This window comes from Kitasatospora nipponensis (assembly GCF_039528135.1).
Taxonomy (GTDB): domain Bacteria; phylum Actinomycetota; class Actinomycetes; order Streptomycetales; family Streptomycetaceae; genus Kitasatospora; species Kitasatospora nipponensis.
This window is the reverse complement of the sequence record NZ_BAAALF010000179.1, coordinates 1-13387: the sequence shown is the minus strand read 5'-3', so window position 1 is coordinate 13387 and position 13387 is coordinate 1. Positions and strand designations below refer to the sequence as shown.

Here is a 13387-nt window from a genome sequence, read left to right as displayed (position 1 = left end):
GGATCCTCCCCGGCGCGGCTCGGGCACCCGCCCGTCCCCGTGCTGCCCGCACCCGTGGGCCCGCGGTGGCCCGGTGGTGCTCAGAGCGGCAGCAGCTCCGGCCGCTTGGCCTCCACGTGGTCGCCCGAGGACTCGCCGCGCAGCCGGCGCCCGACCCAGGGGATCAGGTAGTCGCGGGCCCACTGCAGGTTCTCCCGGCGCTGCTCGGCCGGCGTGTGGACGGACTCGGCCGGCCACGGCGCCGCCGGGTCGTCGAGGGTCGGCAGGCCCAGCGCGCGCGCCGCGAGCAGGGCGACCCGCTGGTGCCCCTCGGAGGACAGGTGCAGCCGGTCCTCGCTCCAGGCGGGGCGGCCCTGCAGCGCCCGCAGCGACCAGAGGTCGGCCACCGCGCAGTCGTTGCGGTCCGCGATCGCCCGCAGGTGCACGTTGTACGTGGCGATCTTGCCGCGCAGGTGGCGCAGGACCGGCACGTTCTTGGTGTCGAAGCCCGTGCAGATCAGCACCGTCCGCGTGCACTCGCGCAGTTGGAGCACCGCCTGCTCGAAGCGCTCGGCGACCTCGTCCGGGTCGCTGCCCGGGCGCAGGATGTCGTTGCCGCCCGCGCAGAAGGTCACCAGGTCCGGCCGGGCCAGTCGGACCTGTGGCACCTGCTCCGCGACGACCTGGTCGAGCAGGCGGCCGCGCACGGCGAGGTTGGCGTAGCGGAAGGTGCCCTCGGGGCGGCCCTGGGCGAGCATCCCCGCGAGTCGATCGGCCCAACCGGCGAAGGAGCCGTCCGGGTTGGGGTCGTTCAGGCCCTCGGTGAAGCTGTCGCCGAGGGCCGCGTAGGAGCTGATGGGGTCAAGGTTCTCCAGATGGTCAGCCATGGAAGGAAATAGTTCACTGTCTCAAGTGACCTACGCCACCGTAGGTGTGGGGTGGCGGACCGTGACCTTGGCCACCCCGCGGCCGGGAATATCCGCAGACGAAGCAGGCGGGCCGCGCGGGCCCTCAGGGCGAGCCGGTCCAGGGCGCCGTCGAGCGGGCGTACCGGGCCGCCGCCAGGCCGACGGCCACCGCCAGCGCGGCCGCCGTCGCGACGGCGGCCGTGGCGTTCGTGTGCAGGACCAGCGCGGCGCCGAGCACCGCGCCCACCGCCAGGGCCAGCACCGAGAGCACCTGCCGGCCGGCCCGCTCCTCCAGCCGGCCGCCCACCGCGCTGTCGGTGAACAGTCCGGCGATGGTCTTGGTCATCACGTTGGTCGTCAGGTCGGGCACCGCCAGCACCTGCACCACCGCGTTCTGGACCCCCATCGCGAGGGCCGTCAACGCGATGGCCAGGTAGCGGTACGGGTGCGCGTGCAGCGGCCCGGGCGCCGAGTCGACGGCGACTACGGCCGTCGCCGCGCCCAGCAGCGCCGTCTCGACCAGCGCCCCGCGCAGCAGGGCGCGGCTGCGGTGCCCGACGGTCCGCACGAGCCGGCCGCCGACGAACGAGCCGACCGCGAAGAAGGCGAGCGCGATCACCGAGGCGGCGATCGAGAAGCCGGGCGCGCCGGTCAGGGCGAAGGCCAGGAAGGCCACGTTGCCGGTCTGGTTGGCCACGAAGACGTGATCCATCGTCAGGTAGCTGACCGCGTCGATGACCCCGCTGAGCACGGTCAGGCCCAGCAGCATCGGCGGCAGCGGGCCGTGCCGGTCGCCCGGACCCGGTACGACCGTGTGCCAGGCCCCTCGCAGCAGGGATCGCACCGGACAGCTCCTGTCGCTCGTGGGCCGGGTCGGGTCTCGGGTCGGACCGGGCCGGCGCGGGTGGCAGGCCCCGGGTGGGGTCAGGCGCGGATCTCGACGCCCCGCCAGAACGCCACCCGGCCGCGGATCTGCTCGGCCTCCGGCTTCGGGTCGGCGTAGTACCAGGCCGCGTCGGGGTTGCGCTGCCCGTCCACCAGCAGGGTGTAGTAGCTCGCCGTCCCCTTCCACGGGCAGCCGGTCTCCGTGGCCGACTCCTCCAGGTACTCGGCGCGGACCGCCGCCAGCGGGAAGTAGTGGTTCTGCTCGACGATCACGGTCTCGTCGCTCTCGGCTATCAGCCGGCCGTTCCAGTGCGCGCTGGGCATCCTGCTCACTCCTCGTCTCGGGGATCACCAGCTTAACCCCGGGCCACACCCGGTCCGCTGCGCACTGTTGACGGAGCGTCAGGTCACGGGTGTTCACCCGGGCGGGCAGCGGGTGGGGCCGGCTGACGCAGCGGGCGATCGGCCCGCCGGGTGATCCCCCTCGGCGACGGCGTGACGGGCGGTTACCGCGGGTCCGGGCGGGCGACACTGCCCTCAGGCCGTTCGCTCACGATCGGAAGAGGTGCCCGCCATGACGCTCAACCTGCTCCTGCTGACCGTGCCGCCCCTGCTGGCCCTGCTCCTGAGCATCACCGACCCCGACCGGCACCGTGCTCCCACCGACCGGCCCGCCGCTTCGCCGTCGGCGCCTGGCCGAACCCGTACCCGCACCCGCCGGCGGCGACGCGCGGCGGCCGGCCTCCTGCGGGCCCTGCGCGCCGTCCCGTCCCGGTCCCGGCGCGGGCGCCCCGCCGGGCGGCACGCGGCCCGTCCGCTCGCCGGGCGAACCGCGCAGGCCGCGCACGCCGACCCGAGCGGCGCCGAGCGCCCGGTGCGCGTGACGGCCGGGTAGACCGCCGGGGGACGATCGGAAACCGCTTCTGATCTGCCCTCACGTCACCGGACTGCGGGCGAAACCGGCCGCCGTCCTGCGGGCGTGCCGCAGTGCGCCGACCGCGGGAGCACGGCAGGCTGGAGCAGTCACCACGACGGGCGAGCCTCTGGAGTCACCCTTCATGCACGTGCAGAATTCCGCTCACATCGGCGTCACCGGCCTGGCCGTGATGGGCCGCAACCTGGCCCGCAACCTCGCCCGGCACGGCCACCGGGTCGCCCTCCACAACCGCAGCGCGGCCCGCACCAGCGCGCTGATGGCGGAGTTCGGCCACGAGGGCGCGTTCGTGCCCACCGAGACGATGGAGCAGTTCGTCGCCGCGCTGGAGCGGCCCCGGCGGATCGTCGTCATGGTCAAGGCGGGCGGGCCCACCGACGCGGTGATCGAGGAGCTGGTGCCGCTGCTGGAGCCGGGCGACATCGTGGTCGACGGCGGCAACGCGCACTTCCTGGACACCCGCCGGCGCGAGGCCGCGCTGCGCGAGCACGGCCTGCACTTCGTGGGCACCGGCATCTCCGGCGGGGAGGAGGGGGCGCTGGAGGGGCCGAGCATCATGCCCGGCGGCACGCCCGAGGCGTACGCGATCCTCGGGCCGTTGCTGGAGTCGATCGCCGCCAAGGTGGACGGCCGGCCCTGCTGCACGCACGTGGGCCCCGACGGCGCCGGACACTTCGTCAAGATGGTGCACAACGGCATCGAGTACGCCGACATGCAGCTCATCGCCGAGGCCTACGACCTGCTGCGACACGGCGCGGGCCGCCAGCCCGGCGACATCGCGCAGATCTTCCGGGGCTGGAACGAGGGCCGGCTGGAGTCGTACCTGATCGAGATCACCGCCGAGGTGCTGGGCCACGGGGACCCGCTCACCGGCCACCCGTTCGTGGACGTCGTGGAGGACCGCGCCGAGCAGAAGGGCACCGGGCGCTGGACCGTGCAGACCGCCCTGGAGCTCGGGGTGCCGGTGAGCGGCATCGCCGAGGCGGTCTTCGCCCGCTCGCTCTCCGGCAGCGCGGCACTGCGCGAGGCCGCCCGCGGCCTGCCCGGGCCCAGCGAGACCTGGCTGGACAGCGCGGCGGCCGACCGGTTCGCCGGCGACGTGGAGCAGGCGCTGTACGCGTCCAAGATCGTCGCCTACGCGCAGGGCTTCCACCAGATCCAGGCAGGCAGCGCCGAGTACGGCTGGCAGATCGACCGCGGCGCGATGGCCTCGATCTGGCGCGGCGGCTGCATCATCCGGGCCCGCTTCCTCAGCCGGATCGACGCCGCCTACCGGGCCGACCCGGAGCTGCCCACGCTGCTGACCGACGACCACTTCCGCGAGGCGCTGGGCGCGGCCCAGTCGGCCTGGCGCCGGGTGGTCTCCACCGCGGCGCAGCTCGGCGTGCCGGTCCCGGGCTTCTCCAGCGCGCTGGCCTACTACGACGCGCTGCGCGCGGACCGGCTGCCGGCCGCGCTGGTGCAGGGCCAGCGGGACTTCTTCGGTGCCCACACCTACCGGCGCACCGATCGCGCGGGGTCGTTCCACACCCTCTGGGGCGGCGACCGCAGCGAGCAGGAGCGATGACGGGCCCGCAGTCCGGCCCGCAGCCCGGCGCCGTCGGGGTCCCGGGCCGTCCGCAGGCGGTGCGCACGCCGCTGACCCGGGCGGCCCTCTTCCTGGTGCTCACCGTGCGCCCCGGTGGCGAGGGCGCGGTGCGGGCGCTGCTGCCGGACCTGGCCGGGCTGACCCGGGCGGTGGGCTTCCGGGCACCGGACGCGGCGCTGAGCTGCGTGCTGGGGATCGGCTCGCGGCTCTGGGACCGCCTCTTCGCCGGCCCGCGCCCCGCCGAACTGCACCCCTTCCGCGAGTTCCGCGGTGCCCGCCACACGGCGCCGGCCACCCCCGGCGACCTGCTGCTGCACCTGCGCGCGGAGCGGATGGACGTCTGCTTCGAACTCGCCGGCCAGCTGATGCGGCGACTGGCGGGGGCGGTCGAGGTCGCCGACGAGGTGCAGGGCTTTCGCTACTTCGAGCAGCGCGACCTGCTCGGCTTCGTGGACGGCACCGAGAACCCGCAGGGCGCGGCGGCCGACGCGGCGGTGCTCGTGGGGGCCGCGGACCCGGACTTCGCCGGCGGCAGCTACGTGCTGGTGCAGAAGTACCTGCACGACCTGGCCGGCTGGGAGGCGCTGCCGGTGGAGGCGCAGGAACGGGCGGTGGGCCGCAGCAAGCTGTCCGACATCGAGATCCCCGAGGAGCGGCAGGCCCCGGACTCGCACGTCGCGCTGACCAGTCTGGACGCGGTGGACGGCACCGGGCGCGAGATCCTGCGGATGAACATGCCCTTCGGCTCGCATCGCCCCGGACAGAGCGGCACCTACTTCATCGGGTACTGCCGCACCCCGGCGGTGACCGAGGAGATGCTGGAGAACATGGTCCTGGGCCGCGCCGGCGGCCACGACCGGCTCCTGGACTTCTCCACGGCGGTCACCGGGGGGCTCTTCTTCGCCCCGTCCGCCGACTTCCTGGACGCGCCGCCGCCGGAGCCCGCCTCCGCTCCGGGCCTCGACGTCGACGCCCGGCCTGAGCGCCCGAACCCGACCCAGCCCCCTTCCCCGACACCCTGCCCGTCCCCGCCCGAGCCCACCCAGGTCCGCGCGGACGGGTCGTTGGGCGTCGGCAGCCTGCGAAGGAGCACCCCGCGATGAACAACCTGCACCGCGACCTGGCCCCGGTCTCCACCGCCGCCTGGGCCGAGATCGAGGAGGAGGCCCGGCGCACCTTCACCCTGCACCTGGCCGGGCGCCGGGTGGTCGACCTGGCCGGGCCGGCCGGTTTCGACCTGGCGGCGGTCGGTTCCGGCCACCTGCGGGAGATCCAGCCGCTGGTCCCCGGCAGCCAGGCGCGCGCCCGCACGGCCCTGCCGGTGGTCGAGCTGCGGGTGCCGTTCACGCTCGACCGCCAGGCCGTCGACGACGTCGAGCGCGGCTCCCAGGACTCCGACTGGCAGCCCGTCAAGGACGCCGCCCGCACCATCGCGCAGGCCGAGGACGCGGCGGTCTTCGACGGCTGGCCGGCCGCCGGCATCACCGGTGTGCGCACCGGCTCCGACAACCCGCCGATCGAGCTGCCCGCCGACGTCACCGAGTACCCCGACGCGGTGAGCCGGGCGCTGACCACGCTGCGGCTGGCCGGCGTGGACGGGCCCTACGCGCTGCTGCTGGGCGCGGCCGCCTACACGGCCGTCAACGACACCTCCAACCACGGCTACCCCGTCCGCCAGCACCTGGCACGGGTGGTGACCGGTGAGATCATCTGGGCGCCCGCGCTGGAGGGGGCCGTGGTGCTCTCCACCCGGGGCGGCGACTTCGAGCTGCACCTCGGCCAGGACCTGTCGATCGGCTACCTCGCCCACGACGCGAGCACCGTGCAGCTCTACCTCCAGGAGTCGCTGACCTTCGCGCTGCACTCCCCGGAGGCCGCGGTCACCCTCACCGCCCAGGCACCCCGCCCGGTCTGAGCCCCCGCCGGGGCCGGGCTCGTCCCCGGGCTCACGGGCTGACGGCCAGCACCACGTAGCCGGCCAGGATCGACAGGTGCACCCCGCCCTGCAGCGGGGTGGCCCGGCCCGGGACCACGGTCAGGATGCCGACCGTCACGGTGAGGGCGAGCAACACCAGGTGCGTGGCCCCCAGGCCCAGGATCAGCGGGCCGCTCAGCCAGATCGAGGCCACCGCCACGGCCGGGATGGTCAGCCCGATGCTGGCCATCGCCGAGCCCAGGGCCAGGTTGAGCCCGGTCTGCACCTGGTTGCGCCGGGCGGCGCGCAGGGCCGCGATGGTCTCCGGCAGCAGCACCAGCATCGCGATCACCACCCCCATCACGGAGGCCGGCAGTCCCGCCCTGGTGACGCCGGACTCGATGGTCGGCGACACCGTCTTGGCCAGGCCCACCACGGCGACCAGCGCGAGCAGCAGCAGGGACAGGCTGATCACGGCCGCCCGCCTGCTGGGCAGGTCGGCGTGCTCCTCGGGTTCCAGCGGTCCGCCGCCGGCCTCCGGTGGCAGGAAGTAGTCCCGGTGGCGGACGGTCTGGGTGGTCACGAAGAGCCCGTAGAGCACCAGCGCCGCCAGCGAGGCGAAGACCAGCTGGGTGGAGGAGAAGCGCGGACCGGGCGTGCTGGTGGTGAAGGTGGGCAGCACCAGGCTCAGCGTCGCCAGGGTGGCCACCGTGGCCAGCGCCGCCCCGGTGCCCTCGGGGTTGAAGACCGCGACCCGGGTGCGCAGCGCGCCGACCAGCAGGCAGAGGCCGACGATCCCGTTGCAGGTGATCATCACGGCGGCGAAGACGGTGTCCCGGGCGAGGGTGGCGTTCTTCGCCCCGGAGTCGGCCATCAGCGTGACGATCAGCGCCACCTCGATGATGGTCACCGCGACCGCCAGCACCAGCGAGCCCATCGGTTCGCCGACCCGGTGGGCCACCACCTCGGCGTGGTGCACCGCGGCCAGCACCGCGCCGACCAGGGCCAGTCCGGCCAGCGCCACCACCACGGGCGGCAGCGAGCGGCCCCAGACCAGGGCCAGCAGGACCGCCGCGGCCGGCGGCAGGAACAGGGTCCACCGCGCGAGCACGGCGGTCAGCGAGTCGGTCAGCGAGTCGGTCATCGCCCCGAGCTTCCCAGACGGACCGTCAGAAGTCCGACAAAGCGGGGCGGACCGGGCGTGCGCGTCGCCTGGCCGGACGCCGGGCGCCCGGGGCCCGGCCAGCCGGCTCAGCGGCCGGCGAGCGCCTCCCGGGCCAGCGCCAGGGTGGGCCGCAGCTGGGAGTGGAGCGGGGCGGGCAGCGCGTCCGGGGCGAACCAGGCCAAGTCGTCGAACTTGTGCGGCTCGCCGATCGCCACCGCCGCCGGATCCACCCGGACCAGGCAGACCACCGCGACCCAGTGCGAGTCCACCGGCTCGCCGCGCAGCACGTTGCGCACGCCGAGCACCGTCGTCTCCAGCGCCTCGGCGCGGAACTCCGCGCGCACCTCGCGGGCCACGGCCGCCTCGAAGCTCTCACCGAACTCCAGCCCGCCCGCCCCGCAGTCCCAGCGGCCGGGCTCGTCGCGGGCGCCGGCGCCGCGCCGGGCGAGCAGCAGGCGCCCGGCGCCGTCGTGGCAGACGAAGACGCAGGAGACCGCGGGCACCCGGGCCGGTTGACCGGCCATCAGAAGTGCTCGCCGAGCTCGGCGAAGGCGTCCAGCCGCAGCACGCCGGTGTCGGCCGGGTCGAGCTCCTCGTGCTCCAGCACCCAGGTGTGCTGGTTGGGGATGAAGACGGCGTTCAGCCCGGCCCGGCGGGCGGGCAGGATGTCCGACTTCGGCGAGTTGCCGATCATCCAGGTGCGCTCCGAGGCCAAGCGGTGCTCGCCCACCAGCCACCGGTAGGCGGCCACGTCCTTCTCGGCGACGATGTGCACCGCGCGGAAGTGCCCGGCCAGCCCCGAGGCGTCCACCTTCGCCTGCTGCTCGGCCCGGTCGCCCTTGGTGAGCAGCAGCAGGTGGTGCCGGTCGGTCAGCGCCGCCAGGGTCTCCACCACGCCCGGGATCAGCTCCAGCTCGTGGTGGCCGATCGAGTCGGCCAGCGCCTCGAAGCGGGCCCGGCGAGCGGCGTCGGCGACCTGCCCGGTCAGCTGCTCGAAGCACTCGACCAGGCTCCGCAGGAAGACCTGCGAGCCGTAGCCGTGCAGCCGGGCGTTGGCCGCCTCGATCCCGTCCAGCGTGGCGCGCGCGGCCGCGCGGTCGGCCGGGAGCGGCGCCGCCTCGTCCAGGAAGCCCTCGATCGCCCGCTCGAAGTGGACGTTGTTCTCCCAGAGGGTGTCGTCGGCGTCGAAGACCAGGGTCTGCTCGTCATGTCTCACCCGGCCACCGTAGGAGACCGGGCCGTGGCGCGTCACCTCGATATCGCTGGCGGCGCCCGGGGGCGCGCGCCGCGGCCCGCCGCTCGCCCGTCGCGAAATTCGCTGCTGCCGGCGGCCACACCTCCCCTACCGTCGACGTCATGACTCCGCTGAACGTTCGTGACCACGGGGGCGACGGCCCGCCGCTGCTCCTGCTGCACGGCGCCGGGCGCTCACTGGCCGACTGGGACGCCGTCGCCGGCCTGCTCACCGCCGGGCACCGGGTGCTCGCCGTCGACCTGCCCGGGCACGGCGATTCCCCCGCGATCTCGCCCTGGACGGTTCCCACGGTCGTGCGCGGTCTCGCGCGGACGCTGGACGGGTACGGGGTGCCGCAGGCCGTCGTGGTGGGTCACTCGCTCGGTGGCCTGATCGCGGTCGAGTTCGCGCGGGCCCGGGCCGGGCGGACCCGGGCGGCCGTGAACCTGGACGGCTTCTGGTGGGGACGCCCCGGTGCCTACCCCGGCGCCGAACGGGTGGGGGAGCTGCTGCGGGCCTCGGCCGGGGCCGTGGCGCCACCCGGGTACATCGAGGCCCAGGTCGCGCACTGCGCCCGGTACGGGATACCCGCCGACCGCGCCGAGGCCGCGGCCCGCGCGGCCGTCCGGGCCCTGCCCGGCGGCGAGTGGCAGACGCTGCCGCAGCGGTCGGCTGCGCTGGAGATGTACGCCGAACTCGACCGGCTCGGTGCGCCGGGCGTCACCGCCTGGCTGGCCGGGGTGCGGTGCCCGCTGCTGCTGGTGCAGGCCGCCCGGCCGCACCCGCCGGCGCCCGGACGGGAGTGGTTCGACGACCTGCACGCGCGGTTCGCGCGGGGGCTGGCCGCCGAACTGGCCGCGCTCGACGCCGGCCGCCCCACCGTCACCGCCGCCCGGATCGACGCGAGCCACGCCATGCTCCTGGAGGACCCGCAGGCCGTGGCGACGCTGGTCGCCGGGTTCGTCCGGGACCTGCCCGGCTGACCGGCGGAACGCGGCGGGGCCGGTCATGGTCCCGGCCGCCCGGGATTCCGGGGCGGCCGGGGTGGGGGCCTCCTACAAGTCCTCCCAGTAGACCGAGGCGTAGGGCGTCGTCGGGGTCGCCAGCTGGTCGCCGCTGTTGCAACTCGCCATCGAGATCGCGCCGGTGGTCACCTCGGGGCCGTAGACCCAGTACGGGACGCCGTCGTGCGCGCAGTCGACCAGGACCCGGTACTGCTCGAAGTCCTGGCACTGGACCTGGCCGGAGGAAGCCGTCCAGGACCGGGAGCAGGGCGGTTGGGCGGCGGCCGGACCGGCGGCCGCGAGCTGCGCCGCGCCGGCACCCCCGAGGACCAGGGCGGCCGTCAACAGGCCGGTGAGCTTCTTCCGCAGTGCCATGGCCACTCCAGGGTGCGTCGGCTGATGTGGATGAGCTAGGGAAGAAGATGAAGCCTGGCTGACGTCACGTCAAGAGGGTCCTGGCGCCGCGCACTTGGCGCCGGCCGACGATCAGAGGTCCACCGGCTCCGCCAGTTCCGCCAGTTGCCGCGCCAGGCGCCGGGGGTCGGCCTCGTACCGGTCCGCGGCACGGGCCCAGGACGGGTCGGCCAGGACGAGGTCGCGGGCCTCCTCCAGGGTGTGGCGCTCGTGGCCCAGGACCGCGCGGACCAGGACGATCACCACGGGCAGGGCGGCGCCGTCCCCGGCGAGTTCGCGCAGGAGCGTCGCCAGGTCCGACGTCTCCAGCCGGGCCCGGTAGTGGGTGACCCAGGCCGCCGTCCACCAGCGCTGCCGCTCCTCGGGGGCCGGGGCGCCGGCGAAGGTGGGGGCGAGTGCGGCGATCAGGCGGTCGGTGCACTCCTCCAGGTCCGCTTCGATCTGCGGGTACTCGCTCTCGAAGTGCTCCCACTCGGTCCGGTTCCGCAGCTGGGCGAGCAGCTCGGTGGTGACCGGCTGGGCGGCCCACCAGCCGCCGGCGTCGAGGAAGACCTCGCGCAGCAGCTCGTAGCGCAGCGGGGTGGTCTCGGCGAGCAGCACGGCGTCGTAGAGGTCCTTGCCCTGCGGGTACATGTCGGTGAGCAGCCAGAGCAGCTTCCAGGCCAGCGAGAGGGCGGGGGTGACCGCGGTGAGCGTGCAGCCCGGGCCCTCGGCGAGGGCGGCGACCGGGGTGCGCTCGGGAGCCTGGGGCAGCCGCTCGTTGAAGACGAAGTCCAGCTGGACGGTGCCGCCGGGCAGGCCCTCGGCGGTCCAGGGCAGGACCAGGCGGCAGCCGGGCACCCGGTCGTAGGTCCAGATCGGCTCGCTGACCGCGTCCGCGGCCGAGAACAGCACACCGGGGGCGCCGGCGGTGGTGCGCTGCTCGGCGGCCCGGGCCAGCTCCGCCAGCATCGTGGCGGTGCGCTCCTCCTCGATCTGCCAGTCCCGCGGGGCCACCACGAAGTCCAGGTCGCCCGGCTCGCGGGCGGCCTCGCCGAACCAGCCGCGCAGCAGCACGCTGCCGCGCAGCACCAGGTGCGGGGCCCAGGGGCTGTCGGCCACCGCCGCCAGGACCTCGTCCATCGCGCGCCGGCGGGCCGCGTACCAGGCCGTCTGGAGCCGGGGGTCGGTGAACGAGGGGTCGCCGGCCCGGTAGGCGTTCGCGTGCTGCTTGAGGGCCGGGTCGAAGATCGGCCGCTGCTCGGCGCGCGGGTCGAGGACGGGCCGCAGGGTGAGCGGTATGCCGTACTCGGGGCGCTCGGTGTCGTCGAGCGGCTCCTGCGGTACCGCGTGGTCCTGCCACTCGTAGGAGCCCCAGATCTCGGTCATCGCGCTGCCTTCGCTGTCGTCGGGTGCCGGTCGGCGGTGTCGTGGTCGTTGTGGTCGTGGTCGTGGTCGTGGTCGCTGCCGTGGCTGCTCGGCTCGTGGCCGCGGGGGTCGCGGTGGTCGTCGTCGAGCCAGCCGTCGTCGATCCCGAGGTTGCTGTCGAGGACGACGAACTCCCTTTCCACCGAGATGAGTTCGAGGCACCCATGACTGTCGGCCGCGCTCGCGCCGAGCGCGCCGACCAGCCGGTCCAGGCGCTCCCCGGCGGTGCGCAGACCGACCCCGTGGCAGCGCTGGGTGACGAAGCGCTGGGAGCGGCCGTCGCGCTCCACCCGGCGGGCGTTCCAGGAGAGGTGGGCGTCGTGCGCGAGGGCCAGCGCGGTGAGCGCCGGCAGGTCGGCGCCGGGGGTGAGCCGGACCTTCAGGTGGTGCTCGAAGTAGTACCCGGGACCCAGGGCCGCCGCGTCCCGGTCGTGCTCGGGGACGCCGAGCGTCCAGGGGGTGGCCTCGATCTTCACCCTCACCGGTGGCCAGCCGGCCTGCCGTAGCTCGCGCGCCAGCGCGTCGGCCGCGACCTGCTGGTGCTCCAGCGTCCCGCTGCCGCGCAGGGTCAGCATCGGCTGCGAGGGCGTGCGGCCGCGGGCCAGCACGATGTGGGTGAGCTCCAGCCCGCGCGCCGCCGACCAGGCGGCCAGCGCCGGCAGCTCGCCGGGGCGGTCCGGGACGGTCAGGTGGGTCTCGAACTCACCGGTGAAGACGGGGGAGTGCGCGCTCGGCCCAGGGCCGGGCGCACGGTCGATCAGTGCCATGGCGGGATCGTGCCAGAGCGGTCCGACAGCGTGCGGGCGGGGTCGGGGTCGGGGCCGCGGTGGCCCGGCGGGCGCTCAGTGCAGCGTGGCGCGCAGGGCGGTGACCCGCTCCGCGGCCGCCGCGAAGTCGGCGCGGTCCAGCCGTCCGGCGGTCAGCGCCGTGGCCAGCGCGGTGGTGGCGGCCTCGCCCTGGGCGCTGTCCTGGGCGGAGCAGAGCAGCAGGTCCATGCCGGCGGCCGCGGCGTCGACCGCGCGCTCGCCGGTGCCGCCGGCGGCCTGCACGGCGCCGGCCTCCAGGGCGTCGGTGATGGTGACGCCCCGGAAGCCGAGCTGCCCGCGCAGCAGGCCGCGGACCACGGCGGTGGACAGGCCGGCCGGGTGCGCCGCGTCGAGCGTCGGGTAGACGGCCCAGGAGACCATCACCAGGCGCACTCCGGCCGCGATGGCGGCGGGGTAGGGCGCCTCGTCGGTGCCGGTCAGCCGACTGGCGGGGGCGTCCAGGGTGACCGGCCCCTCGTCGGTGTTCGCCCCGGCCGGCGCGGTGCCCAGCCCGGGGAAGTGCTTGGCGGTGGCCGCCACCCCGGTCTGCTGCTGCGCCGTGATGAAGGCGCTGCCCAGTGCGGTCACGGCGGCGGGGTCACTGCCGAACGAGCGCTGGCTGTGGTCGATGAAGTCGCCACTCTGGGCGTAGACGTCCAGGACGGGGGCGAGGTTGACGTTCAGTCCGTAGTCGGCGAGGTTGCGGCCCGCGCCCGTTCCCGCCAGGGCGGCGGCCAGCACCGGATCGGCGGCCTGGCCGACCTGGCGGGCGGAGAGGTCGGGGGCGCCCGGCAGCCGGCGGACCAGGCCGCCCTCCTGGTCGGTCATCAGCAGCAGCGGCGCCCGCACCGGGCTCTGCCGCTGGGCCTCGCGCAGCTGGGCCACCGCCGCCCGGAACAGCACCGGGTCGCTGGTGTTCTGGCCGAAGAAGATCACTCCGGCGGCCCGGCCGGCGCGGACGTCCTCCAGCAGCGAGGGCGGCGGGGTCAGGCCGGGGTAGGAGTAGACGACCCGTTGGCCCGCCAGTTGCTCGGCGGTCAGCGGCACGGTGGCGGCGGCGCTGCCGGGTGAGGGGGCGGTGGTGGGCCGGGGAGCGGCGGTGGCGGCCGGCGGGCGGGTCGACGCGGGGGGAACGGCGCTGCGCGGGG

15 protein-coding genes are annotated in these 13387 nt (G+C 75.3%); 5 read left to right on the top strand and 10 right to left on the bottom strand.

Annotated features, from left to right (window positions below; all coding sequences use genetic code 11):
- Positions 1–80: 80 nt before the first annotated feature.
- The 3 genes from ABD323_RS32745 to ABD323_RS32735 all read right to left on the bottom strand — a co-directional run bounded on the left by ABD323_RS32745 (position 81) and on the right by ABD323_RS32735 (position 2096).
- Positions 81–866 (bottom strand): SGNH/GDSL hydrolase family protein, encoded by a 786-nt coding sequence (locus ABD323_RS32745; RefSeq protein WP_344445687.1) that lies wholly within the window; start codon positions 864–866, stop codon positions 81–83.
- A 124-nt stretch (positions 867–990) separates the two neighbouring features.
- On the bottom strand, positions 991–1731 hold the full coding sequence (locus ABD323_RS32740; RefSeq protein WP_344445686.1) for a YoaK family protein: 741 nt from the start codon (positions 1729–1731) through the stop codon (positions 991–993).
- 80 nt (positions 1732–1811) lie between these two features.
- Complete coding sequence (locus ABD323_RS32735; protein ID WP_344445685.1) at positions 1812–2096, bottom strand: DUF427 domain-containing protein; 285 nt, start codon at positions 2094–2096, stop codon at positions 1812–1814.
- Between the two features lie 250 nt (positions 2097–2346).
- Between ABD323_RS32735 and ABD323_RS32730 the strand changes: the two genes are divergently transcribed.
- From ABD323_RS32730 to ABD323_RS32715, 4 genes are all read left to right on the top strand, one after another.
- Entirely contained in the window at positions 2347–2667 is a 321-nt protein-coding gene (locus ABD323_RS32730) for a hypothetical protein (RefSeq protein WP_344445684.1), read from the top strand.
- Positions 2668–2836: 169 nt separating this feature from the next.
- Positions 2837–4273 (top strand): NADP-dependent phosphogluconate dehydrogenase, encoded by a 1437-nt coding sequence (gndA, locus tag ABD323_RS32725; protein ID WP_344445683.1) that lies wholly within the window; start codon positions 2837–2839, stop codon positions 4271–4273.
- A complete protein-coding gene (locus tag ABD323_RS32720; RefSeq protein ID WP_344445682.1) occupies positions 4270–5397 on the top strand; it encodes a Dyp-type peroxidase in 1128 nt (375 codons plus the stop codon). The genes gndA and ABD323_RS32720 overlap by 4 nt, the downstream gene beginning before the upstream one ends.
- A complete protein-coding gene (locus ABD323_RS32715) occupies positions 5394–6209 on the top strand; it encodes a family 1 encapsulin nanocompartment shell protein (RefSeq protein ID WP_344445681.1) in 816 nt (271 codons plus the stop codon). Before ABD323_RS32720 ends, ABD323_RS32715 begins: the two co-directional genes overlap by 4 nt.
- 31 nt (positions 6210–6240) lie before the next feature.
- Here the strand turns inward: ABD323_RS32715 and ABD323_RS32710 are convergent, their stop codons facing one another.
- The 3 genes from ABD323_RS32710 to ABD323_RS32700 all read right to left on the bottom strand — a co-directional run bounded on the left by ABD323_RS32710 (position 6241) and on the right by ABD323_RS32700 (position 8590).
- Entirely contained in the window at positions 6241–7353 is a 1113-nt protein-coding gene (locus ABD323_RS32710; protein WP_344445680.1) for a calcium:cation antiporter, read from the bottom strand.
- Positions 7354–7460: 107 nt separating this feature from the next.
- Positions 7461–7898: an NUDIX domain-containing protein gene (locus ABD323_RS32705; protein WP_344445679.1), complete on the bottom strand. Its 438-nt coding sequence runs from the start codon at positions 7896–7898 to the stop codon at positions 7461–7463.
- Positions 7898–8590 carry an HAD family hydrolase gene (locus ABD323_RS32700; protein ID WP_344445678.1) on the bottom strand — a complete coding sequence of 231 codons (693 nt, stop codon included), beginning with the start codon at positions 8588–8590 and terminating at the stop codon, positions 7898–7900. Before ABD323_RS32700 ends, ABD323_RS32705 begins: the two co-directional genes overlap by 1 nt.
- Positions 8591–8730: 140 nt before the next feature.
- On the opposite strand from ABD323_RS32700, the gene ABD323_RS32695 reads away from it, so the two are divergent.
- Positions 8731–9591 carry an alpha/beta fold hydrolase gene (locus tag ABD323_RS32695; RefSeq protein ID WP_344445677.1) on the top strand — a complete coding sequence of 287 codons (861 nt, stop codon included), beginning with the start codon at positions 8731–8733 and terminating at the stop codon, positions 9589–9591.
- A gap of 72 nt (positions 9592–9663) precedes the next feature.
- Here the strand turns inward: ABD323_RS32695 and ABD323_RS32690 are convergent, their stop codons facing one another.
- From ABD323_RS32690 to ABD323_RS32675, 4 genes are all read right to left on the bottom strand, one after another.
- On the bottom strand, positions 9664–9987 hold the full coding sequence (locus tag ABD323_RS32690; RefSeq protein WP_344445676.1) for a hypothetical protein: 324 nt from the start codon (positions 9985–9987) through the stop codon (positions 9664–9666).
- A 111-nt stretch (positions 9988–10098) separates the two neighbouring features.
- Positions 10099–11394, bottom strand: a complete 1296-nt coding sequence (locus tag ABD323_RS32685; RefSeq protein ID WP_344445675.1) for a nucleotidyl transferase AbiEii/AbiGii toxin family protein — start codon at positions 11392–11394, stop codon at positions 10099–10101.
- A complete protein-coding gene (locus ABD323_RS32680; RefSeq protein WP_344445674.1) occupies positions 11391–12200 on the bottom strand; it encodes a hypothetical protein in 810 nt (269 codons plus the stop codon). Before ABD323_RS32680 ends, ABD323_RS32685 begins: the two co-directional genes overlap by 4 nt.
- A gap of 75 nt (positions 12201–12275) precedes the next feature.
- The coding region (locus ABD323_RS32675) for a glycoside hydrolase family 3 N-terminal domain-containing protein (protein ID WP_425556243.1) at positions 12276–13387 on the bottom strand (1112 nt) is incomplete at its 5' end.